17 protein-coding genes and 2 tRNA genes are annotated in these 21,375 nt (G+C 46.7%); 10 read left to right on the plus strand and 9 right to left on the minus strand.

The window, feature by feature from the left end:
* Positions 1 to 86: 86 nt before the first annotated feature.
* The 4 genes from accC to MARGE09_RS02620 form a co-directional block, all read right to left on the minus strand.
* On the minus strand, positions 87 to 1,433 hold the full coding sequence (gene accC / locus MARGE09_RS02605) for an acetyl-CoA carboxylase biotin carboxylase subunit (RefSeq protein WP_236987438.1): 1,347 nt from the start codon (positions 1,431 to 1,433) through the stop codon (positions 87 to 89).
* 20 nt (positions 1,434 to 1,453) lie between these two features.
* Positions 1,454 to 1,912 (minus strand): acetyl-CoA carboxylase biotin carboxyl carrier protein, encoded by a 459-nt coding sequence (gene accB / locus MARGE09_RS02610; protein ID WP_236985804.1) that lies wholly within the window; start codon positions 1,910 to 1,912, stop codon positions 1,454 to 1,456.
* A 28-nt stretch (positions 1,913 to 1,940) separates the two neighbouring features.
* Positions 1,941 to 2,387: a type II 3-dehydroquinate dehydratase gene (gene aroQ / locus MARGE09_RS02615; RefSeq protein ID WP_236985805.1), complete on the minus strand. Its 447-nt coding sequence runs from the start codon at positions 2,385 to 2,387 to the stop codon at positions 1,941 to 1,943.
* Positions 2,388 to 2,681: 294 nt separating this feature from the next.
* Positions 2,682 to 4,460, minus strand: coding sequence for a protein-disulfide reductase DsbD family protein (locus tag MARGE09_RS02620; RefSeq protein WP_236985806.1), 1,779 nt, complete (start codon positions 4,458 to 4,460; stop codon positions 2,682 to 2,684).
* 302 nt (positions 4,461 to 4,762) lie between these two features.
* On the opposite strand from MARGE09_RS02620, the gene MARGE09_RS02625 reads away from it, so the two are divergent.
* Positions 4,763 to 5,458: a hypothetical protein gene (locus MARGE09_RS02625; protein ID WP_236985807.1), complete on the plus strand. Its 696-nt coding sequence runs from the start codon at positions 4,763 to 4,765 to the stop codon at positions 5,456 to 5,458.
* A 48-nt stretch (positions 5,459 to 5,506) separates the two neighbouring features.
* On the plus strand, positions 5,507 to 6,568 hold the full coding sequence (locus tag MARGE09_RS02630) for a DUF2333 family protein (RefSeq protein ID WP_236987439.1): 1,062 nt from the start codon (positions 5,507 to 5,509) through the stop codon (positions 6,566 to 6,568).
* Positions 6,569 to 6,635: 67 nt separating this feature from the next.
* On the opposite strand, the gene MARGE09_RS02635 is transcribed toward MARGE09_RS02630, so the two are convergent.
* Positions 6,636 to 7,436: an inositol monophosphatase family protein gene (locus MARGE09_RS02635; RefSeq protein WP_236985808.1), complete on the minus strand. Its 801-nt coding sequence runs from the start codon at positions 7,434 to 7,436 to the stop codon at positions 6,636 to 6,638.
* 231 nt (positions 7,437 to 7,667) lie between these two features.
* Between MARGE09_RS02635 and MARGE09_RS02640 the strand changes: the two genes are divergently transcribed.
* The 7 genes from MARGE09_RS02640 to rimI all read left to right on the plus strand — a co-directional run bounded on the left by MARGE09_RS02640 (position 7,668) and on the right by rimI (position 12,978).
* Positions 7,668 to 8,072, plus strand: coding sequence for a c-type cytochrome (locus MARGE09_RS02640; RefSeq protein ID WP_236985809.1), 405 nt, complete (start codon positions 7,668 to 7,670; stop codon positions 8,070 to 8,072).
* A gap of 156 nt (positions 8,073 to 8,228) precedes the next feature.
* A tRNA-Lys gene (locus MARGE09_RS02645) sits at positions 8,229 to 8,304 on the plus strand.
* A gap of 112 nt (positions 8,305 to 8,416) precedes the next feature.
* Positions 8,417 to 8,492: transfer RNA gene (locus tag MARGE09_RS02650), tRNA-Lys, on the plus strand.
* Between the two features lie 135 nt (positions 8,493 to 8,627).
* Positions 8,628 to 9,674, plus strand: a complete 1,047-nt coding sequence (gene nadA / locus MARGE09_RS02655; RefSeq protein ID WP_236985810.1) for a quinolinate synthase NadA — start codon at positions 8,628 to 8,630, stop codon at positions 9,672 to 9,674.
* 353 nt (positions 9,675 to 10,027) lie between these two features.
* Positions 10,028 to 11,569 carry a 2-isopropylmalate synthase gene (locus tag MARGE09_RS02660; RefSeq protein WP_236985811.1) on the plus strand — a complete coding sequence of 514 codons (1,542 nt, stop codon included), beginning with the start codon at positions 10,028 to 10,030 and terminating at the stop codon, positions 11,567 to 11,569.
* A gap of 70 nt (positions 11,570 to 11,639) precedes the next feature.
* A complete protein-coding gene (locus tag MARGE09_RS02665) occupies positions 11,640 to 12,440 on the plus strand; it encodes a hypothetical protein (protein WP_236985812.1) in 801 nt (266 codons plus the stop codon).
* 43 nt (positions 12,441 to 12,483) lie between these two features.
* Positions 12,484 to 12,978: a ribosomal protein S18-alanine N-acetyltransferase gene (gene rimI, locus MARGE09_RS02670; protein ID WP_236985813.1), complete on the plus strand. Its 495-nt coding sequence runs from the start codon at positions 12,484 to 12,486 to the stop codon at positions 12,976 to 12,978.
* On the opposite strand, the gene MARGE09_RS02675 is transcribed toward rimI, so the two are convergent.
* Positions 12,945 to 15,620 carry a diguanylate cyclase domain-containing protein gene (locus MARGE09_RS02675; RefSeq protein WP_236985814.1) on the minus strand — a complete coding sequence of 892 codons (2,676 nt, stop codon included), beginning with the start codon at positions 15,618 to 15,620 and terminating at the stop codon, positions 12,945 to 12,947. The two genes, rimI and MARGE09_RS02675, sit on opposite strands and share 34 nt — an antisense overlap.
* Before the next feature lie 226 nt (positions 15,621 to 15,846).
* On the opposite strand from MARGE09_RS02675, the gene MARGE09_RS02680 reads away from it, so the two are divergent.
* Entirely contained in the window at positions 15,847 to 16,911 is a 1,065-nt protein-coding gene (locus tag MARGE09_RS02680) for a hypothetical protein (protein WP_236985815.1), read from the plus strand.
* A 10-nt stretch (positions 16,912 to 16,921) separates the two neighbouring features.
* Here the strand turns inward: MARGE09_RS02680 and MARGE09_RS02685 are convergent, their stop codons facing one another.
* From MARGE09_RS02685 to MARGE09_RS02695, 3 genes are read right to left on the minus strand one after another with little or no spacing between them, the layout of a single operon-like run.
* Positions 16,922 to 18,430 (minus strand): tryptophan halogenase family protein, encoded by a 1,509-nt coding sequence (locus MARGE09_RS02685; protein ID WP_236985816.1) that lies wholly within the window; start codon positions 18,428 to 18,430, stop codon positions 16,922 to 16,924.
* A gap of 3 nt (positions 18,431 to 18,433) precedes the next feature.
* Positions 18,434 to 19,729: a tryptophan 7-halogenase gene (locus MARGE09_RS02690; protein WP_236985817.1), complete on the minus strand. Its 1,296-nt coding sequence runs from the start codon at positions 19,727 to 19,729 to the stop codon at positions 18,434 to 18,436.
* Complete coding sequence (locus MARGE09_RS02695; RefSeq protein ID WP_236985818.1) at positions 19,729 to 21,279, minus strand: tryptophan halogenase family protein; 1,551 nt, start codon at positions 21,277 to 21,279, stop codon at positions 19,729 to 19,731. Before MARGE09_RS02695 ends, MARGE09_RS02690 begins: the two co-directional genes overlap by 1 nt.
* Positions 21,280 to 21,375 lie beyond the last annotated feature (96 nt).

Raw genomic sequence — 21,375 nt, forward strand, 5'->3', positions numbered from 1 at the left:
CGTAAAAACAAAAACACCCAAGCTTGCCGGCCCGCATATTATTAACAGCGGGTTTTTTAAGCTTGGGTGCTAGCGTGGTTTTGGGCTTACTTTAGCTGCAATTTCTTTTCGAGGTAGTGAATATTTACACCACCTTCGCCAAATGCACCATCGCGAACAAGGTCGTTCTGTAGTGGGATATTGGTTTTGATGCCGTCGATAATCAATTCGTCGAGCGCAACGCGCATACGCGTTAAGGCTGCAGAGCGATCGCGTGCATGGGTGATCACCTTAGCGATCATAGAATCGTAGTAAGGCGGCACTTTGTAGCCTGAGTAAATGTGTGAGTCTACTCGTACACCTAACCCGCCAGGAGCATGAAATGCGCTAATGGTTCCTGGGCTTGGCATGAAGGTGTCTGGGTCTTCGGCGTTAATGCGACACTCAAATGCGTGCCCGCGAACCTGTACGTCATCTTGAGTGATGCTAAGTGGCAGCCCAGAGCAAACGCGAACTTGCTCTTTGATAAGATCGATACCGGTAATCATTTCGGTAACGGGGTGCTCAACCTGAATACGGGTATTCATCTCGATAAAGTAGTAGCTACCGTCTTCGTATAAAAACTCGAAGGTACCGGCGCCACGGTAACCGATATCAATACAGGCTTTTACGCAAGAGGCAAAAACGGCCTGGCGAGCTTCTTCGTCAAGGTGCGGTGCGGGGGCTTCTTCCAATACTTTTTGATGGCGGCGCTGCAGTGAGCAGTCGCGATCGTAAAGGTGAACGGCGTTGCCTTGCCCATCAGACATAACTTGAACTTCGACGTGGCGTGGGTTTTGGAGGAATTTCTCCATATATACTGTGCCGTCACCAAAGCAAGATTGTGCTTCAGAGCGCGTTAAGTTAATAGAATTGATAAGCGCCGCTTCGGTATGAACGACGCGCATGCCACGACCACCACCGCCGGCTGCCGCTTTAATAATAATCGGGTAGCCAATGCGCGCGGCGATATCTAGGCAGCGCTGTGGGTCGTTTTCGGGAAGTGCGCCGTCGGAACCCGGTACTGTGGGGACGCCTGCCTTCTTCATAGCTTCAATGGCGCACACCTTATCGCCCATTAAGCGAATGGTGTCGGCATCTGGGCCTATGAACGTGAAGCCACTTTTATGGACCTGTTCTGCAAAGTCAGCGTTCTCCGCGAGGAAGCCGTAGCCTGGGTGAACGGCTACAGAGTCGGTAATTTCCATTGCGCTGATAATCGCTGGAATATTTAAGTAACTATTTGTGGAGGCGTTGGGGCCAATGCAAACAGACTCGTCAGCAAGTTTAACGTGCATCAAGTCTTTGTCGGCTTGTGAATAAACCGCGACGGTTTTAATGCCGAGCTCTTTGCAGGCGCGTAATACGCGCAGTGCAATTTCACCGCGATTGGCTATGAGAACCTTGTCAAACAACATGGGTATTCCTCAGTGGCTTAGGCGATGATAACGAGGGGCTGGTCGAACTCAACTGGCTCGCCATCTTTAACCAAAATTTCTTCGATTACGCCGGCTTTATCGGCTTCGATTTGGTTCATCATTTTCATGGCTTCAACAATACAAATAACATCACCAACTTTAACGGTTTGGCCTACGCTAACAAAATTGTCGGCGCCTGGGCTGGATGCGCCATAAAAAGTGCCAACCATTGGCGACTTAACGGCGTGGCCAGTTGGCGCTGCAGGTGCAGCGGCCGGCGCGGCAGTAGGAGCGGCTGCGGCGGGCGCTGGAGCTGGCGCAGCGGGTGCGGGTTGCGCATACGCTTGCATGGGCACCATTTGGTTGCGAGAGCCACGGCTAATGCGTACTGACTCTTCGCCTTCGCTAATTTCTAGCTCTTCAATATTGGATTCTTCAAGTAGCTCTATTAGCTTTTTGATTTTACGAATATCCATGATGACCTCTTCTTTTGGGATCAATAAATTAAGTGTTTGCACCGAGCGCATCAAATGCCGCGATCAGTGCGAGTGTGTAACTGGTGGCTCCGAAGCCGCAAATAACGCCCTTAGCAATATCGGATAAATACGAATGCTGCCTAAACGGTTCGCGAGCATGCACATTTGAGAGGTGGCACTCCACAAAGGGTATAGCCACACCTGCAAGTGCATCTCTAAGGGCGACACTTGTATGGGTAAATGCTGCCGGGTTAATTACAATAAAGTCGACGAGCTGAATGCGAGCTTTATGAATAGCGTCTATCAGTTCGTGTTCTGCATTGCTTTGTAAAATAGTGACAGCATGGCCCGCATCTTGGCACTGAGACTGTATGCGCTTGTTTATGTCATCGAGGGTGTCGCGGCCATAGGTTTCGGGCTCACGGGTACCTAATAGATTAAGGTTGGGGCCGTGGAGAACCAGAATACTTGCCATGGGCGTTCCTCGTTGAAGTTTCTAAGTGATCACCAATGTGGGGAGTCGCTTAGTTGAGTCAGTCGTTAGCGAAGCGAAGCGCAATTACTGCGCGGGGCTTCGCAAAAAAAGTAGGGCGTGATTGTGCCTAAATTGTATCTGACTGTCTATATCAATAAGATGGTTTAGCGTAAATCTCTGCAAATGCCTGCTAAATTGCCGAAATTTAAGGGAGTTATATTGCGCGATAGGCGTTGTGATAGTTTTGAGCAATAAAAAAGGGCCCTAGGGGCCCTTTTAGTAATGGTTGCTTTTTTAGTTCGCGGCAACCTTGTTATCGCCAGCGTTGCGCCTGAGTGCTTCTAACACCATATCCTTAGTTAGGATCTGGGGGAGAACCTCTGCAGGTTTGCTAGTGTCTGCTGGGAATACTAAGTAAAGCGGCACACCGCTGCGCTTGTATTCGGTTAGTACAGCTGTAATGTTCGGGTCTTCGTTTGTCCAGTCCCCCTTCACCTTGGCGTAATTGAGTTCGGCCACTAGCTCGCGGAACTCATCGCGGTCAATTGCGATGGCTTCATTTGCTTTACAGGTGATGCACCAGTCGGCGGTGAAATCGACAAATACTGGCTGCCCGTTTGCGCGTAGCTCCTGCACGATTGTGGGGGTGAAGTTCTGCCAAGTTTCGTCTTTTTTGAAGGTCTCGCCGTTATAACCAATGTAGGCTGCGGCAACTAAGGCCGCATAGCCTGATACGCGCGCAATCCATTTGCCAACCCCTTTTTCGGGGATATGTTGGAATACCCAAATAGCATAAACGATAGCAATGCCGCCTAATGCTAAGAAGAATACGCCAGTCATGCCGACTTGATTGCCAAACACGTAGAGCAACCATGCGCTGGTGATATACATTGGGAAAGCTAAGAATTGCTTTAGAACTTCCATCCATGTGCCAGGTGCTGGTAAGGCGCGTGCGAGTGCTGGGCTGTAGCTCAGCGCCAAGAAGGGTAATGCCAAGCCAAAACCTAGTGCAATAAAGATGAATATAGAGGTGTACCAAGGCTGAGTTAACGCAAAGCCAAGTGCTGGTGCCATCATTGGGCCTGTACATGGGCTAGCAACCACAGCAGCTAATACACCAGTAAAGAATGAGCCTTTAAGGTCGTCGCTGCTAGTAAGGCCTTGGCCTACGCCCATTAAACCGGTGCCGAAGTAAATAACGCCGGACAAACTTAAGCCCATCACCAAAAACAGGTACATAACCGCTGCGACAAAAACAGGCGACTGTAGCTGAAAGCCCCAGCCTGCAGCGGTGCCAGCAGAGCGTAAAGCGATAATAACAATGGCAACAATAACGAACGAGCCGATAACGCCCCCAGTGTAAGCCCAGCCATGCGCTTGATGACTATGAGCGCCTTCGGAGTGAGAGGCAAAGCTAAGAGCTTTAAGTGATAAAACAGGGAATACGCAAGGCATTAGGTTGAGGATAATGCCGCCGCCAATGGCGAGCAAAATATAGAAGAAAAACGAGTGGGTTTCTTCTTCTGGGATAATTGCGGCTACTGGCGTTGCGCTGCCTTCTTGAACGACTGTTTTTTGATCTTCAGCGGCAACAACGGTGGCCTTTTTGCTTTCGCTAATAGCACCTGTTGATTGGTCTATTTGGAAATACTGTGAGCGTGGCGCGTAGCAAAGGCCAGCATCGGCGCAGCCTTGCGAGCGAAGTTTTAATTCAAACTTATCGCCAAGTTCTGCGGTGTTTAAGGTAATGCGCGTAGCGTTATAGTAAATTTCTAAGTCTTTGTTGAAGTAAGGGTCAAACTTGATTTTCCCTTTTTCAAACGCTGGCGCTAGTGTTGTTTTGGTTTCTGGCGTGCTGGCTGTGAGCTTAAACTTCTCTTTATACATGAAGTAGCCAGGGGCAATGTTCCAATCTAGATAGACTTTGTCGCCTTCAGCAGATATTGAAACCTTGTAAGCTTCTTCAACGGGAAGGAACTCATCTTTCGTTTCGACTAAGGCGGTGTCGGCAAAGGCGCTGAATGCGGAGGCTGCCAGTACCAGCAATAGTGATAATTTTGTTATCAGTTTCATGGCGTTTTATTACTTCTGAGTGGGTTGAGTGGTTTATTATTGGCGTTGCTGTTCGACAGCACTTCTTTTAGGGAATTCCATTCTATTCAAAACCAGCGGCTTTGGAATCCATTTGTTCAATAAATGATCGATCCTTGTGACTTGTCTCGCAGGGACAAAGCTAATTTTATTGTGTCAATCATTTGGTGGGCGCTCTTATACCCCTTTTCTATAAGCATTACTAGCGGTATCGTGGGCGCTAATTTTTGAATGCTGGTTGCAAGGGTGCGCTCTTTTTGGAAACGAATATCTTGGTGAACAACATGCAATATGTCTGTTATGCATGGCGCAATAAACAACTTTTTATCAGGTTTGTGGTTTTATTGGCATTATTTTTTGTGGCCTCGCTTGCTGCTGCACAAGAATCGTCAGCGCCGAAGGCGCTGATTGATCGCGTATTGCATAAGGCTGATACTGCCTTTTTGGCTAAGCATTATACTCAGCCGCAGCATAATAATGCTTACGATCGTTATCAGGCGGTACTGTTAATTGACCCTGACAATATTCGGGCGCAGGCAGGGTTAAGGCAAATAGAGGCCGCTTATATTGCAATGCTTGAAGGTGAGCTTAGTGAGGGGAGTGTGCAGCATGCGCGCTACTTTTTGTCGATTTTAAAAGAATACTATCCTCGCTCAGCCAATTTGGCTGCGCTGCGGCAAAAAGTAGATGCCGCTGTGACGCGCCAATTACCAGCGCCAGATTTTAGCGATTTATTGACGAAAAAGTACGATTTGAATGGTCGCGACTTAACGGCCCGCAATGCTAAGGCTCGGGGCGCTGTTGTGCAGATTGCACTTCGAGTGGAAAAGAGTCGAGAGGCGGTGCTTATATTAGCGCGTAACGATGCAGAGGGGCGTTGGATTTATCAGGTTATGAATGAGGCAACGCCGGCGTACCGTGTTAGGGGTGATATTCAACTTAGAAATAGCCCTGCCATTCATTTGCTGGAACCTCTATAGTGTTGGCTATGCTTACATTACACGTTATTGGTAGGGATTAGGCTCATGATGTTGCAAAAAATTTCACAGCGACTGCAAGCGACTCGCACGAAGTGTGTAGATGCTTTCAAGGGGGTTTCTGAGGATGTTAGTGATGGCCGCCCCTGGTTGCGCTTGGCTTTAATTGGGCTGCTTGTTGTTTTGTTGATTTTGATTGTTTGGGGTTGGTTTAAAAGCCAAGAGCCAGACACCTTTGAGGTTGCCCCACGCATACTCACTTACGTGCCGCCAGAACAGGTTGCGGTTAAAGGCGTTGCCACGACGGTCACGCTGTTGGAGGTTATGGAGGTAATGCTTGACGGGTATGTCTCAAACGATATTTTCCCGCCAGGGGTGTGGTTGGATAACCGCGCGAATTGGGAATATGGCGTGTTGATACAGGTGCGAGATTTAAGTAAGGCTCTGCGCGAAGCTTATAGTCGCTCGCAGTCGCAGTCGGTTGAAGATAAGGCCTTGATGATCGCCGACCCGCACTTTAACTTTGATAACTCTAGCTGGATTATGCCAAATACGGAAAAGGAGTACCGTGCCGGTATGAATCAAGTGCTGGATTACCTCAATCGTTTGGTTGATGAGGATCGTCATTCGGCACAATTTTATGCCCGTGCAGACAATTTAAATTATTGGTTGGCAACGGTTGAATCTCGCTTGGGGAGTTTGTCGCAGCGTTTGAGCGCGAGTGTTGGCCAGCGTCGCCTGAATACAGATTTGGCCGGCGATTCGGCTGCGGTAAAGTCCACCGATACCCCTGAAGAAATAGAGATTAAGACGCCTTGGTTGGAGGTTGATGATGTTTTTTATGAGGCACGAGGCAGTGCATGGGCGTTAATTCACATTTTGCGGGCCGTTGAAATCGACTTTGCTGAAGTGCTTGAAAAGAAAAATGCCGGTGTGAGTATGCAGCAAATTGTGCGCGAGCTAGAGGCTACGCAGGAGGCCGTGTTTAGCCCCGTCATTTTAAATGGTAGTGGCTTTGGGGTATTGGCGAATCATTCGTTAGTAATGGCTAGTTATATATCGCGCGCTAATGCGGCGATTATTAATTTGCGGGAACTGCTGGCCCAGGGCTGATGTTGATTTGTTTTCAGGCACAAAAAAGGCGCCCTCGGCGCCTTTTTTGTGCCTGGCTGGCAAGAATCTAGATGTCGCCCATGTGTTTGCCGACAATCTGTAAAAGCGGCTTGAACACTTTGGGGCCGCCACAAACTACATGGCCGAAATCCATGTGGCTGTTGCCGCCTTTGAAGTCGCTTACAAGCCCGCCGGCTTCTTGCACAAGTAGTACGCCAGCGGCCATATCCCACGCTTTTAAATTCATTTCCCAGAATCCGTCAAAGCGGCCAGCAGCAACGTAGGCCAGGTCGAGCGCGGCAGAGCCTGCGCGACGAACGCCGGCTGTTTGGCTGGCAACATCTTTAAGGCAGTTGAGGTATTCATCAACGTGCTCAAGCGCAAAACCATTAAAGGGAATCCCTGTGCCTATAAGGGCGCCATCAAGGTTGCGGCGGTCGGTAACGCGAATGCGGCGCTCGTTTAAGGTGGCGCCTTTGCCGCGGCTGGCGGTAAATTCTTCTCTTTTAATGGGGTCTAGCACCACGGCGTGTTGAAGCTGGCCTTTGTAGGTGCAAGCAATCGAAACGGCAAAGTGGGGAATGCCGTGTAAAAAGTTGGTGGTGCCGTCTAGGGGGTCGATAATCCAGGCGTAATCACTTTTGCTGTTGCCACTAACACCGCCTTCTTCGCCTATAAAGCTGTGATCGGGGTAAGCCTTTTTTAGGTGATATAGGATTTCGGCTTCGGCTTTGCGGTCTACTTCGCTCACAAAATCGTTGCGGCCTTTGGTTTCAATGCGGACAAGGTCAACGCGTTCGAGAGAGTGCTCAATAATTGCGGCGGCTTTGCGCGCAGCATTGAGGGCAATAGTTAACATCGGTTCCATAAGACATCTCAACCGTAGAGCGCTGTGCGCAGTAAGTGGAAAAATAAAGGGGCGGCATTATAGCAGTTTGCTGCCGCATCTGTAGCGCAAATACGCAGCGCATCATGCGTTTCCTTCTGTCTGAGGCATTGAGATAGCGGCAAGTTTTATTTAGATCAAATGTAAGCTGCCACTTCGCAGCTTGCTTTCGGCTATAATTGCGGCAATTTATTAAACCTTGGGAGTAAACCTGTGAAATTAGCCGTAGTATCTCGTGGCCTTGTTGCTGCAGTTGCGATTATAAGTTCTGTTGCTGTATTGGCCGATTCGGAGCTTGTGCAGCGAATTAAGCCAGTTGGCGAAGTTTGTATGGCGGGCGAAGCTTGCGCTGCTGCCGTTGTTGAGGTGGCTGCGGGTCCTCGTTCGGGTAAAGATGTGTACGACACTAAGTGTATGGCGTGCCACGCTAGTGGCGTTGCGGGCGCCCCTAAATTTGGTGACTCGGTTGCTTGGGGTGATAGGGTTAGCGCAAAAGGTTTAGGCGGGTTATTCGACAGTGCATGGAATGGCATTAATGCTATGCCGCCAAAAGGAACTTGTAGCGACTGCACCGAAGACGAAATTAAAAGCGCAATTAAATATATGTCGGAAGGCTAGCCTGTTGCCTGTTGTGCGCTAGGGTTAAAGCGAGCTTGAGGCTCGCTTTTTTGTGGCCTTAATTTGGCCGCTTTTGCGTCAGTAGATTTTGGCGACAAATAGCTAAAAAACTGCTTGCGTTTTGTTTTCAAATCATTAAGATATGCGCCTCTTTCGGGGTCGTTAGCTCAGTTGGTAGAGCAGTTGGCTTTTAACCAATTGGTCACTGGTTCGAATCCAGTACGACCCACCATTACAAAGAAAGAATTTTTTTGGTGGAAATAAGTTCTTTTTAGGTGACGATAATTTAGTGCGCTAATCCACGTATTAGTTTAGTAAATTGTTATAACGCCATTACCAAGTTTGGGTCGTTAGCTCAGTTGGTAGAGCAGTTGGCTTTTAACCAATTGGTCACTGGTTCGAATCCAGTACGACCCACCATTCTACTAAAAGGGGAGCTTAGCTCCCCTTTTTTTATAGCTGTATTTTATAGCTGCTTTTATTACTGTATAGACCAAACTGCAATGCGCTAGATTCGCCTTGGGGCTTTGGGTTTTACAACTTTAGAGGTTATCTATGACTGTGTCAGATGTTGAAGCTCTTTCTCCGCAGGCATTGGTAAAGGCGCATTTAGAGCGCTTACCAGAGCCAGCAAAGGTGGATCCTGCCAAAGAGGCTGAGCAAATAGTACACATTAAAGCGCTTCTTAAAAAGCATAATGCCGCTATTGTTGCGCATTACTATACCGACCCGGTAATACAGGCGTTGGCCGAGCAGACCGGCGGTTGCGTTTCTGATTCCTTGGAAATGGCGCGTTTTGGCAAAACACACAATGCTCAAACATTGATTGTTGCGGGCGTGAAGTTTATGGGTGAAACAGCCAAAATTCTTACGCCAGAAAAGCGCGTGTTAATGCCGACACTTGAAGCAACCTGCTCCTTAGATTTGGGTTGTCCGGCACAAGAGTTTAGCGACTTTTGCGATCAGCATCCCGATCGCACCGTTGTGGTCTACGCCAATACCTCGGCTGCTGTAAAGGCGCGTGCCGATTGGGTGGTGACGTCAAGCATTGCAAAGGAGGTGGTGGCTCACCTAGATAGCTTGGGGCAAAAGATTTTGTGGGCGCCCGATAAGCATTTGGGGGCCTACGTGCAGCGTGAAACCGGAGCCGATGTGCTGTGCTGGGATGGGGCTTGTATTGTGCACGAAGAATTTAAGGCGCAAGGTTTGCTCGATTTGAAAGCGCTATACCCCGACGCGGCAATACTGGTGCACCCAGAGTCGCCGCAATCTGTTGTCGAATTAGCTGATGTTGCAGGGTCTACTTCGCAACTGATTCAGGCGGCGGCAACTTTGCCGAACCCTGAGTTTATTGTGGCGACTGATCAAGGCATTTTTTACAAAATGCAGCAGGCATGCCCAGATAAAACCTTGATTATCGCGCCCACGGCGGGCTCCGGCGCTACTTGCCGCAGTTGCGCTAACTGCCCTTGGATGGCGATGAATACGCTGGATGCCATGATCGAAGTTTTTGATCGCGCGGATAACGAAATATTTGTAGATCCGGCACTCGCCAAGCGCTCAATGAAGCCCTTGCAGCGCATGTTAGATTTTAAGCGTTAGGTGTTACTTTAAACGTTAGGTGTTGCTTGGGGCGCTAGGATAAATTAACCGGTAGAGGGGATTTTTGAGGTTTTATGTTTCGTCTACCGCTTGTTTCTTGTAATGCCGTGGTTATTTTGTCCTAAATAATTTCTTTTATTAGGATGGCTGTTGATGAGTGCCTGCGCGCTAGCTAGAATGAGTACATCAGCGACGACTATTTTGAGTTTAAACGTGAAAATCTACAGCCCACTTTACCTCCTACGACTTATCTCCCCTGCGTCCCAGTAATGGGCTCGGGTCGCAGCGTACCGCCCTTCCTTTCTTAAATAAAAAACAAGTTTAACGGCCCTAATCAGCAGGGAATTCCAAGTATGAGCAAGCAAAAGTTAGTGATTTTCGATACAACGTTGCGTGACGGTGAGCAAAGCCCCGGCGCATCGATGACCAAAGATGAAAAAGTACGCATTGCTAAAATGTTAGAAAAAATGCGTGTTGATGTTATTGAGGCGGGCTTTGCCATTGCGAGCAATGGTGATTTTGAGTCGGTAAGGGCAGTTGCGCAGGCAGTTAAAGATTCAACCGTTTGTAGTTTGGCGCGCGCTGTTTATGCCGATATCGATCGTGCGGCTGAAGCCTTAAAAGGGGCCAACTCTTCGCGTATACACACCTTTATAGCGACTTCGCCGATTCACATGCAGTACAAATTGCAAATGGCGCCGGACAAGGTTTTAGAGCAGGCTGTGAAGGCGGTTAAGCGTGCGCGAAATTATACCGATGATGTTGAATTTAGCTTGGAAGATGGCAGCCGTAGCGAATTTGATTTTATGTGCCGTATTACCGAGGCCGCAATTGCGGCTGGAGCCACCACGATTAACGTGCCCGACACGGTAGGTTATGGTGAGCCAGAAGAGTACGGTGCTATGTTTAAGCGCTTAATTGAAGCTGTGCCCAATAGCGATAAAGCCATATTTTCGACCCATTGCCATAACGATTTAGGTTTGGCTGTGGCTAACTCTTTAGCGGCGGTGATGAATGGGGTTCGCCAAGTGGAGTGTACGATTAACGGCTTGGGTGAGCGTGCGGGAAATGCGGCATTAGAAGAAGTTGTTATGGCTGTGCGCACCCGCAAAGATATTTTCCCCGTAGAAACGCGCATTGCCACAGAGCACATTGTTAGCACTTCTCGTTTGGTATCGGGTATTACAGGTTTCCCAGTGCAGCCAAATAAAGCCATAGTGGGGGCGAATGCTTTTGCGCATGAGTCTGGCATTCACCAAGATGGTGTATTAAAGCATCGTGAAACCTACGAGATTATGCGTGCTGAAGATGTTGGTTGGAATACCAACAAAATTGTTTTGGGTAAGCACTCTGGTCGAGCAGCTGTTAAAGCACGGTTTGAAGATTTGGGGATAACTTTTGCTGGGCCCGATCAATTGAATGAAGTCTTTATTCGCTTTAAAGCTTTAGCGGATAAAAAGCATGAGATTTTTGACGAGGATTTGCAGCGTTTAGTTTCTGAGGTGGCCGATAAAATCGAGGATACTTATTCTTTAGTAAGCTTGGAGGTTTGCAGTAAAACAGGGCAAACTCCACAAGCGCAAATAAAGTTAAAAGTGAGTGCCGAAGAAAAAGTGGCAACAGCGGAAGGTAGCGGCCCAGTCGATGCCGCATACAAAGCTATCGAAAAAATCGCCTCAAGCGATACCGATTTATTATTGTACTCGGTAAATGCCATTACTAAAGGTACCGAATCACAAGGCGAGGTGACTGTGCGCCTAGAGCGCAGAGGGCAAATTGTAAATGGCGTGGGTAGCGATACCGATATAGTGGCGGCCTCGGTTAAGGCGTATTTGAATGCTCTTAATTTATTAGAGTATGGCGGCTTGCGTTCACATCCGCAGCATGGAGTTTAGGTTTGGTAAGCCCAATAAGTTTTTTGCTTGTTGGGCTTTTTAATAAATAGTCGTTTTGGGGCAGGCTTTAATGAATGAACTAGTGCGCATGCAGTATTTGGATGCAATGGGGATTGACACTTTTGTGCCCCGAATGGTTTTGCCTGCCGCGCAACCTAGTGTGGCATGTGAGCTGCCTGTTTCTTTTGCTGATGTCGAACCTGCTGCGCAGTTTACTGACTCGTTTGCGGGTGAGGAGAGTTCGTCGCCTGCTGTACCATCCCCAGAATCCGCCGCTATTGTTCAGCAGCTGTTGTCGCCTGAGGGGGAATCCCAAAAACCTGCTGCAACAGAAAGTAAAGCGCCAGTTCCAGTGGGCATTACACTGCAGGCATTACTCGCCGCTAAGCCTAAAAAGCAATTGCGTTTTGCATTAACAATATGGCAGTTAGAAAGTGGTGTTGTATTTATTGATTCTAAAGAGCCGAAAGCAGCACTGCCAACTTCCGCATTGCTTGGGAATATTGTAAAAGCGCTTTACCCTACCGAAAATTTACCCAAGCCAGATTCTATCCATTGGCCGTTGTTAGAGTCTGCCGTTGCACCGGATAATGCATTGGAAGAGGCAAGGGAAATGGTTCATGCGTTTTTGGCGAGCCGCTTTGATGTAAAAGCTCCTTCGCTATTAGTTGTTTTAGGGCAAATGGCTAAAGATGTTGTGATTGCTTCTGCCAGGGATGCTGTTGCGGCTATGTCTGTTGGTGAAAATGCGTCGCCTGTACACCTGCCTTGCGTTGCAGTCTATTTGCCGAGCTTGGCTGAATTATTACGTGACCCAGCATTAAAGCATTCCATTTGGCCTGCAGTAAAAGCGGCGCATAACATTCGTTAAGCCCTGCTTTTCGTTTCGTATCTACCTTTAGAGCAATCCGCTTATGTGGACATCGTTTCAATGTCATCACCCAGAATTGGGCGTGCTAACAACTCGCTTATTAAATGAGGGTGACTTACCTTCGCTGTTGGCCGTAGAGCAGCGCTCACATTTAACACCGTGGAAAGAGGAGCATTTTCGTGGTTCTATTTCCGGAAGGCATATTTGTTTAGGCCTGTTTTCTTCCTCACAAGCGTTGATGGGGTATGCCGTGATAAGCCTTGTGCTGGACGAGGCAGAGCTGTTGTTGTTTGTGATTGATGCGCCTTATCAGGGGAAAAAGGTAGGGCAATTATTCCTGTCCTCACTCATACAAAAAATTGATGCAGTGGCTTGCTCGCTATTTCTTGAAGTGCGGGCAGGGAATGTGCCGGCTATTACGCTTTATGAGCGAGAAGGTTTTAATCAAGTGGGTGAGCGCGCCAATTACTACGCAACACCCTGGGGACGTGAAGATGCATTAATTTATGCGCTAGAACTTGCTTTTATATCGGCGTAGTCAGGATATAGGTGGTTGATTTTTTGCGGTTGGCACAGATGCTTACCTTGCCTAAAAATAGGCGAAATAATATCGCTTACCAAATTATCGGCAAAAAGTGATAGCTCAGCGGAATCTATGCCGCCGATATGCAGATTCAAATTTAGCTCTGCACAGGATTTTATCAAGGCTGTAAAGTGGCGTTGAGCTAATGTATTGTTGTTTTTAATTTCATGGTGAATGTCTGTTAATAAGATTTTTGCATGTCTGCAGGGTAGATGTTGCAGTGTGGCTATATCTTTGAAATTAAAGTGTGTTATGTCTACGGCTAGTTCGCAATAGTGGTTGTTGATTACTTTGTCTAGTTGTTGTGAGTATTCTGGTTTTAGCATCTTATTAAGCAGTAGCGCGGAGCATTGAAGTATATGCTTTTGTCGGGGTTCTACGTTCGATTGCTGTAATGCAATTAAAAAATCTTCAGCATGCTCAGGTGTCTCGATCGTGGGGTGTGAAATATCGAGCCAAATGCTTGCCTTTGGGATATTGCATGCATCTTGTTGATATGCCGATAACTCTTGAAGTATCAAATTTTTGATAAAGTTTTTATCTTTGTCTACAGCTTTAAAGTGCCCTTCACTAATTTTTAGGGCATCGCCGCCTTGCCAGTAAATTAGAGGTTCTAAGTATGTGGTAGCCGGGCTACTTGGCGAGTGCTGATTTTTTGAGAAGTTGTAATGAGGTGAGTATAGAAAACGGAATTCGTTAGATTTGAGTGCTCTTCTTAGTTGTGCAGCAACCTCCTTTAGTTTAAGCCCGTTTTTTTTCATTTCCTCATTAAATACGCTGATGGTATTTATGCCATGTGCTTCAGAAAAATCTGTTGCTAAAGCAATGTTTCGCAAGGTTTCTTCGCTAGAAGAATAGAGGATATCGCCGTGTAAAATACCAGTGTAAATGTCGCATTCTATTTCGACGCTTTCTATAGCCGTTGGCTGCTTGAGTGTTTGGTATAAGGCTTCGCAATCTTTGATGAAGTGCTCTATAGATGTGATGTTTTCCCGTAATATGATGAATGTGCTTGTTCCTATTTTGGCTAAGTTGTCTGTTGTGGGGCTGGCGCGTTTTAGCTTTAGGGCATAGTCAATAAGTAGATGGTCGGCGGTGATGTAACCTAGCTGTTCGTTTAAGTGCTTAAAATTAGCAATGTTGAATTGGCACAGGGCAAACCGGTAGTAGCGGTCTTTGCTGAGTTTTGTTAGGCATTGGTCAATCTTTTGTGTAAGTTGTGCGCGGTTTGGTAGGCTGGTGAGGTTGTCGTGAAATGCTTGGTAGCGCATTTGTATTTCGGCACGTTTTCGCTCGGTTATGTCAAATGCGCTGGCTAGCCATATTTTTTCGCCCGACAAAACTGTTTGCGTGACATTAAAAAAAGCCCATCGAATTTCTCCACTGCTGCGCGAAAACTCTATTTCTATGCCTGTCGCTAGAGGTTCCTGTTTAAGTGTTTCTCTATTAAATGCTTTAGAAAAAGCTGCTCCGAAAATGACGTTTATCGGTAATATTTTTAATGATGTTTGGTCTAACCCTGTGAGGTTTTCTGTGGCTGAGTTCGCGTAAGCGATGGTGTCGTTAAACGAAAATATCGCCGCGCCAGTTGATTCTGCTAAAGCTTTGAAGCGGTTTTCACTTTCATTAAGTTTGCTAACAGCACTTCTTTTGCGCTGTTTTTGGTATGCCAGCGTAATAATGTCGCAAAGGCTGGCGGCAAATTGTTGCTCATCGGTTTTCCATTTGCGAATGCCTCCACTTTGGTAAAGGCGCATTAGTCCGAGGTATTTTCCATCGGATTTTATGGGCGCATCCAGCATGGCGGTGATATTGTTTTGTTCTAGGTAGGCTTTGCTTGCGGGGGTATTGCCTGGAGTATTGATTGCGTCGTCGGTGGCTATAAAGCGTACGTTGGCAAGCTCTTCAAAATACCTTTTGTGAATGCTCGTGGGTATTTCTTCTGGTGTTATAAACTGTTTTTTGCTGCTGTGATATTCGTGTTCACATTTTATATGGTCGAAATCATCATTAAATAACCAAATCCCGGCGTGCTCTATATTTAAAGTTTCTGCGCAGCATTGGCTTATTTTTTTAAGTATTTCTTCGAAGGTAACTTCTGATTCTAGGTGTTTGGTTAATGCAATAATGGCGTTATTTTGTTGTTGAGTCCTTTGCGTAAGGGATGGCGCCTGTTGGATGTTTTTGTTGTGTTCGGCAATAAGGAAGAGGGTTTCGTTATTTCTAACTGGAATAATCAAAAGGCTGTGGTGAGTAAGTGCAGGTATTTTGGCGGAGCCAGAGTAATACCGTTCGATGATCTTTTTGTTGTGTTGCGCTCGTCGCGCCAATTGCGAAAAAAGCGCGGTGACATCTTGCGGGAGGTTTTTGGTGTTGCCATTTAATAATGGCGGTGGCGCATCCCCTTGGTTGATTAGCAAAGGATGGCCTTGGCTATCGATCAGCAGTGTAGCGTGGTGACTTAAACCGGCAGAGGATTGAAGCCGTTGATGGTCAAAGTATGTGTGGTTGATGCTGGCTAGGCTTTCAGCAGGTAAGGCCGCGAAGCTTTCTGGGTGCTTATGTAGGTGTTGTTCTAGTTTGGGGTGCAGTTTCATGTTGTCCTCCGGCTTGCCGTTTAAGGATAGGTGAAATAGCGGCGGCTGACTTATTGATGTTGCACGGTAGGGGTGTGAAAGTATCCCGTATGGATAATAGCGTCGAAAAAGTATGCAAATGTGAACGATTACCGATACTTATTTGGCCCTGTTCACGTTTGAGGTCCGCAGGTGATTTAACCTCATGTACAATGTTGGTGAATACATCAATTACACTGAATTCGCTATGAATAAGATAACGAAAGCGTTGATTTGTACTATAGCCATTTGGGGTGGGGCGGCAATAGAGCTTCATGCGCAAGAAGGCGTAGTGGTGGAGCTTGGCCAGCAGCTTGAAGATAAGCAGCAGGAAGTGAAGTACTTGGAGCAAGAGATTGGTTTTGCTCAACTTCGCCGCAAAGCATCACAGGAAAAACTCAAAGCTTACGAGAAGGACCTAGAGGACAAACAGGATGAGTTTAAAAAGGCTCAGTTACGTTATTCTGGCGACCCTTCATCAGAGAATGAGCAGTTTTTACGCAATATAGAGCAACGCATAGAGCTTGCTGAGCTTAGCATCAAATCGCGCGTTGCCTCCGTGGTTAGGCTAGAGACTAAAGAGCGTGAGCTAACAGAAAAGCTTGGTGATTACCGTGAAGAGCTTAAGTCTTTATCTGGCGAGCTGCATAAACAGCAGTTAGCCCAAAAAGTTGCGCAAAAAACGCGCAGCTTGAAAACCGAACTAGAATCCCAAACAACATTGCTCCAAAAGCGCTTAACCACGTTGCAGCGAGAAAACGAGCGCCTGCGCCAAGTGGTACAGCTAGAAACCGAAAAGCGTGAACAAGCCGAAGAGCTAGCAACCTTAGCCGAAGAGCGTGCTCGATCTGCCGAGCTAGCGCTAACGCAATACCATCAAGTCAATTCGTTAGATACTGAGGATGTTGTTGCAGAAGAAGGGAGCCAAGGTGCTCGCGAGCGAGCGCAGGCTGAGATGGATCGTGTGCGTGAAAAGTTAGCTGCGGCAGGGGACTTTGGTGAGAGTGTCAGCTTGAACTTAAGAGGGGATGATGGTACTGAGTATGGAATGTTTCAATACCTTGGGGCGCAACAGTATCGTGCTGATGCAGTGATTCATGATAGCGTATCGCGCTTTCGCGTAGCGGGGCGAACGTATCAGGTTAAGATTTCTGAAGAGGGTTTGGGTGAGGAGTTTGTTTTTCTCTACGATATGACCGATAGCGACAAACCCCGCTTTGTGACATTTAAAAAGTCTTTGATTGATGAGGGAGGGGCTATTGCTCAGGAGTAGCCCCTAGGCGTTACTTCGCCGGAGATTGACAGTACCTATTGATAAAGGCTTGATGTTCGGGCATGTTTTCTGCTGAACGACTGATCACGCCTCTTATATTTTCCAGTTGATCGAATAGCTGCTGTTTTGCCATGCAGTCAACCATAGTATTGTAAGCATTCGTATTAAGGCCTTGACCTTCCATGACTGCTAACCAGCTTACCTCCCCAAACAACTCGTTGTTATCTCTGAAAATGCGCCCACTCTCTTTGTATAATTCCATTTTATTGATGAGGGTATCGGGCACGTCCATATTTTTGCAGTAGCGCCAAAACTCAGAGTCTTCACGTTGGGTGACTTTGTAGTGAAGTACCAAAAAATCACGAATGTTGACGTAGCTCGCCTCAAGGCGAGCATTAAACTTATCTACGGTAGGTTTATTGCAGTCTTTGTCGGGGAAGAGTAATATCAAGTTTGCGATAGCTTCATGAATCAAGTGAATTGATGTTGATTCTAAGGGTTCTAAAAAGCCGCTTGATAGGCCAATCGCAATACAATTTTTATTCCAGCACTTTCTACGCCGCCCAGTGTTAAATCGAATAAGTTTTGGTTCCGCTAACGGCTGGCTGTTCAGGTTCTTCACCATGGTGTCTTGCGCGGCTTCCGGGGTGATGTATTTATCGCAAAAAACGTAGCCGTTACCGGTGCGGTGTTGAAGCGGAATGCGCCATTGCCAGCCTGCATCCAAGGCGGTTGCTCTTGTGTAAGGGGGTAATGGGGTGAGTTTTTCACTTGGTGTGGTCACGGCTGCGTTACATGGTAAGTAGTGCGACCAGTTGTCATAGCCAGTATTTAGAGTTTGCTCGATGAGCCGCCCTCTAAAACCAGTGCAGTCAATAAACAAATCTCCAGAAATTACTTTGCCATTCTCTAAATGAACCTCTTTGATAAATCCATTATCGTTTTGAGTGACGTTATTAATAGTCCCCTCAGTCCTGGTTACCCCGTACCCTTCTGCTAATTCTCTCAGATACTTAGCGTACAGTCCCGCATCAAAATGAAATGCGTACGCAATTTCCGACAGTGGAGAATTCTTGATGTCTACTGGCCTCGTAAATTTGTTTTGCTGGCTAGCTTTGACTGACAATGCAAACTCGCTCAGTGAGTGGGGGTAGCCATCTTTTCTAGCACGGTTCCAGTAATGGTAAAACGGTACGGGTCCTACAGTAGTGCCATATTTTCCAAACGGGTGGATGTAGCTGTCTCCTTGCTTGCCCCAGTTGCAAAACTCAATACCTAATTTAAACGACCCGTTAGTTCGCTTAATAAACTCATCTTCATTTAAACCAATAGCCTTGTTGAATTTGAGAACCTCGGGGATGGTGGCCTCGCCAACGCCAATGGTGCCAATTTGATCTGATTCTACGAGAGTGATTGAAAACTTACGAGGTTGAAACGTTTTGCTAAGAGCGACAGCTGTCATCCAGCCGGCGGTGCCACCGCCGGCGATCACAACATTTTCGATTGCTGGAGAAGTCATGGCTTAATTATCTTTTTGGGTTGAGTGTAAGAAATTTGTGTACAAAGGTGGTTTGTTGGCCGCTTCGCTGATGGTTTTTTTTACTTTGGCAAGTCTTTGTCGCATATCGTTTCGTGAAAGTGCTTCTGCCGGAGCAGGAAAAGACTTGGGGCGACCTAATATCGCATAGAGCAGGGATAGCCAGGTGCATTCAGTCATGTAGCCTCCGTCTATTTGAGTGATAGACCCACTCGCAGAAAAAAGTTTAATGCGATGCAAAGTTTCTGGGGTGTAATTGATGTTACCTAAGTTAGCCGCGTACATAACAGCTTCATCAATTTCTGCAAGGGATTGTATTTCTCTTTGTGTATTTCGGTTGAATATCTGGGCTTGGGCAGCAGAAGTTGTTAATCTCGACAGTTTGCAAAAGCTCATAAGTTGGCTCTGCAGTGAAAATACTGGATCAATGATTAGCCCTGGAAGGTCTGCATATGCACTTCCTAAAAGTAAGGTTTTTCCGTGAAATGACTTCTCATGATACCCAAAACTCGATTGGTTGGCTTGAGCCGAATAAACTGTATTTTCATTAATGCCGTTGTGTTTCAAATCATGTCTGAGTTCAGGCTTTAAATGGATAGTGCTACCATGATGCGGTCCTTTCTCGTAGTGCGTTTCTGAAGACAAGCCTTTCAGTAGTGGCTGATAATATTTTTTTTTGTCTGCTCTGGGGACGTCAGTAAAAATCGTTAAGTCCGCAGAAAGGCTGGGTGCTGTAGGGGAGGGAGTAATTTTAATGTCGAGCGCTTGCGCCTCTGAGAGCAGAAAATGGTAGTAAGCTTGGTCTTGAAAAATGTAGCCGTAGGTTAATTGATTGAATAGGGATTTTTTGTTATTTGAAGGTGGTGTAAAGCGGCCGTTTTTATGAACCTTAATGCCAAGATTATAATCGTGGTACTGATCCTCTTGGGCGGCAGCATAATTAAAGAGGTGTTGGAAGCGAGTGTTCTCAATCATCAGGCCGGTTGGGCTCTCGGAAAAGTAGCCGATATCGCCATCACTTTTAATGTTGATCGCGTGTTGTAAATCTGCTTTTGTTGCCCTCAAGAACTTATGTTCGTTGATGTCTAGCCAATTATGAAACTCCCTAAAATAATTGCCCGTTGAGGTTAGTTTTTGGGTGTCTTCTAAAGGCGAAGATAGTACCTCGATATGAAATTTGAGGGGATGGCGCTTTTTTAGAGTTATTGCGGCCAGCAAGGGGGCATACCCCTGCCCAACAATTTGTACGCTATAGACAGGTAACTTCGTTTTTTCAATCATTACGAAAATACTCCGTACAAACTCATTGAGGCTTCAGGCCAATTAGCTTCGTTGGATGTGTTGAGTCTTTCAAGGCTTTGCTTATGTGTGTTGAGCGATTCAGCTGCGTTTTTGATATTAGTATGGAAGTGCGACATCATCTGAGAAATTTGTGTGTTTTCTTTCTCATCGACTTCAGGGGCGTAATTCTTGGGGATTATTCCTTGTCCGATATAAACTGCAATCCAGCTAGGCACTAAAAAAAGACCTTGCTCGTAATGATCAACGTATCCAGTCTCTTGAAAGGTCTCCATGCGCAATTTAAGGCTGTCAGGCCTGTCTAATGTTCGCATATGGTTCCAGAAATCGGAGTCATCACGGCGAGTTGCGCTGTAGTGTAATATCAGGAAATCTCGGATTCTTTCGTACTCAAGCCTCATTTGCTGGTTGAACTCTTCTCTTAGGCTTGCCGAGCCTGCTTTACGCGGGAATAGTTCGATCAGCTTCATAATGGCGACTTGAATCAGATAAATGCTAGTGCTCTCTAAGGGTTCTAAAAAGCCACTGGAAAGGCCGATGCCTACACAGTTGTTTTTCCATGTTTGCTCCCTTCTACCTGCGGTAAAGCGAATATTGTTGAAATTAGCTAGTGGTGCAGACGGTAGGCTCTGCTCAAGAATGGACTCCGCCTCTGAGGTGTCCATAAAATCATCGCAAAAAACATGACCATTACCAACACGGTTTTGTAATGGAATTTGCCACTGCCAGCCTGCTGAGTGAGCAATAGCTTTGGTGTAAGGTTTGGGGGTGCCAAACTTTTCTGTCGGTATTGCAATTGCGTGGTTGCAGGGTAGCCAATGTGCCCAGCTATCAAAGCGAGACTGCAACGTGTTGCCGAGCAGCAGGCTTCTAAAACCTGAGCAATCAATAAAAAAGTCTGCACAAATTCTTTGCCCAGATTCCAGCGTTAAGACTTGAATATCACCGCTACTGCCGTCGCGTTGAATGTCGACAATTTTGCCTTCAATGCGGTTTACGCCTTTAGGCTCGCAATAGGCTCTTAAAAAGCTTGCATAGCGTGTGGCATCTATATGAAAGGCGTAAGAGTAGGACGAAAGTAATGAGCGAGGGTCGCGAGAAGGGTAGTCGAACCTACCTTTAAGAGCTGCTACGGAAGGTAGCGAATAATCAAATAAAACACTGGCTGGGTAAGATTCTCTATATTTTAGCCAGTAATGGTGGAATTGAACTCCGTCGATGCTTTTGCCGAATTCGCCAAAGGGGTGTAGGTAGCTCTCGCCTTTTTGCCCCCAGTTAATAAAATCAATACCGAGTTTGTAGGTGGCGTTTGTTGCCTGCATGAATTCGGCTTCATTGATACCTAGGCGCTGGTTGAAATAGCGCAAGTGAGGAATAGTGGCTTCGCCAACACCTACTGTGCCTATTTGGTCAGATTCAATAAGGGTAACTTTAAGGGAAGTATGCTCAAAGATGTGGCATAAAGCGGCTGCCGTCATCCAGCCGGCAGTACCTCCGCCGACGATTACAATGTGCTCGATGGGAGGTTGCATAAACTTTCTCTAGTTCTTAACTTTAGGGGTAAATGGTAATACTTGTGAAGCCCAAATAAAAGAAAAGCGCATGGTGTTAGCCATGCGCTTTTAGGT

Origin of the sequence: Marinagarivorans cellulosilyticus (genome assembly GCF_021655555.1) — a bacterium.
Taxonomy (GTDB): Bacteria; Pseudomonadota; Gammaproteobacteria; order Pseudomonadales; family Cellvibrionaceae; genus Marinagarivorans; species Marinagarivorans cellulosilyticus.

Coding starts and splice junctions, on each gene's coding strand:
- MARGE09_RS02690 (WP_236985817.1), bottom strand. CDS start 19,729: ATGATTGAAAAAACGAAGTTACCTGTCTATAGCGTACAAATTGTTGGG.
- MARGE09_RS02680 (WP_236985815.1), top strand. CDS start 15,847: ATGAATAAGATAACGAAAGCGTTGATTTGTACTATAGCCATTTGGGGT.
- MARGE09_RS02630 (WP_236987439.1), top strand. CDS start 5,507: ATGTTGCAAAAAATTTCACAGCGACTGCAAGCGACTCGCACGAAGTGT.
- MARGE09_RS02675 (WP_236985814.1), bottom strand. CDS start 15,620: ATGAAACTGCACCCCAAACTAGAACAACACCTACATAAGCACCCAGAA.
- rimI (WP_236985813.1), top strand. CDS start 12,484: ATGTGGACATCGTTTCAATGTCATCACCCAGAATTGGGCGTGCTAACA.
- accB (WP_236985804.1), bottom strand. CDS start 1,912: ATGGATATTCGTAAAATCAAAAAGCTAATAGAGCTACTTGAAGAATCC.
- aroQ (WP_236985805.1), bottom strand. CDS start 2,387: ATGGCAAGTATTCTGGTTCTCCACGGCCCCAACCTTAATCTATTAGGT.
- MARGE09_RS02625 (WP_236985807.1), top strand. CDS start 4,763: ATGCAATATGTCTGTTATGCATGGCGCAATAAACAACTTTTTATCAGG.
- MARGE09_RS02635 (WP_236985808.1), bottom strand. CDS start 7,436: ATGGAACCGATGTTAACTATTGCCCTCAATGCTGCGCGCAAAGCCGCC.
- MARGE09_RS02660 (WP_236985811.1), top strand. CDS start 10,028: ATGAGCAAGCAAAAGTTAGTGATTTTCGATACAACGTTGCGTGACGGT.
- MARGE09_RS02695 (WP_236985818.1), bottom strand. CDS start 21,279: ATGCAACCTCCCATCGAGCACATTGTAATCGTCGGCGGAGGTACTGCC.
- nadA (WP_236985810.1), top strand. CDS start 8,628: ATGACTGTGTCAGATGTTGAAGCTCTTTCTCCGCAGGCATTGGTAAAG.
- MARGE09_RS02665 (WP_236985812.1), top strand. CDS start 11,640: ATGAATGAACTAGTGCGCATGCAGTATTTGGATGCAATGGGGATTGAC.
- MARGE09_RS02620 (WP_236985806.1), bottom strand. CDS start 4,460: ATGAAACTGATAACAAAATTATCACTATTGCTGGTACTGGCAGCCTCC.
- MARGE09_RS02685 (WP_236985816.1), bottom strand. CDS start 18,430: ATGACTTCTCCAGCAATCGAAAATGTTGTGATCGCCGGCGGTGGCACC.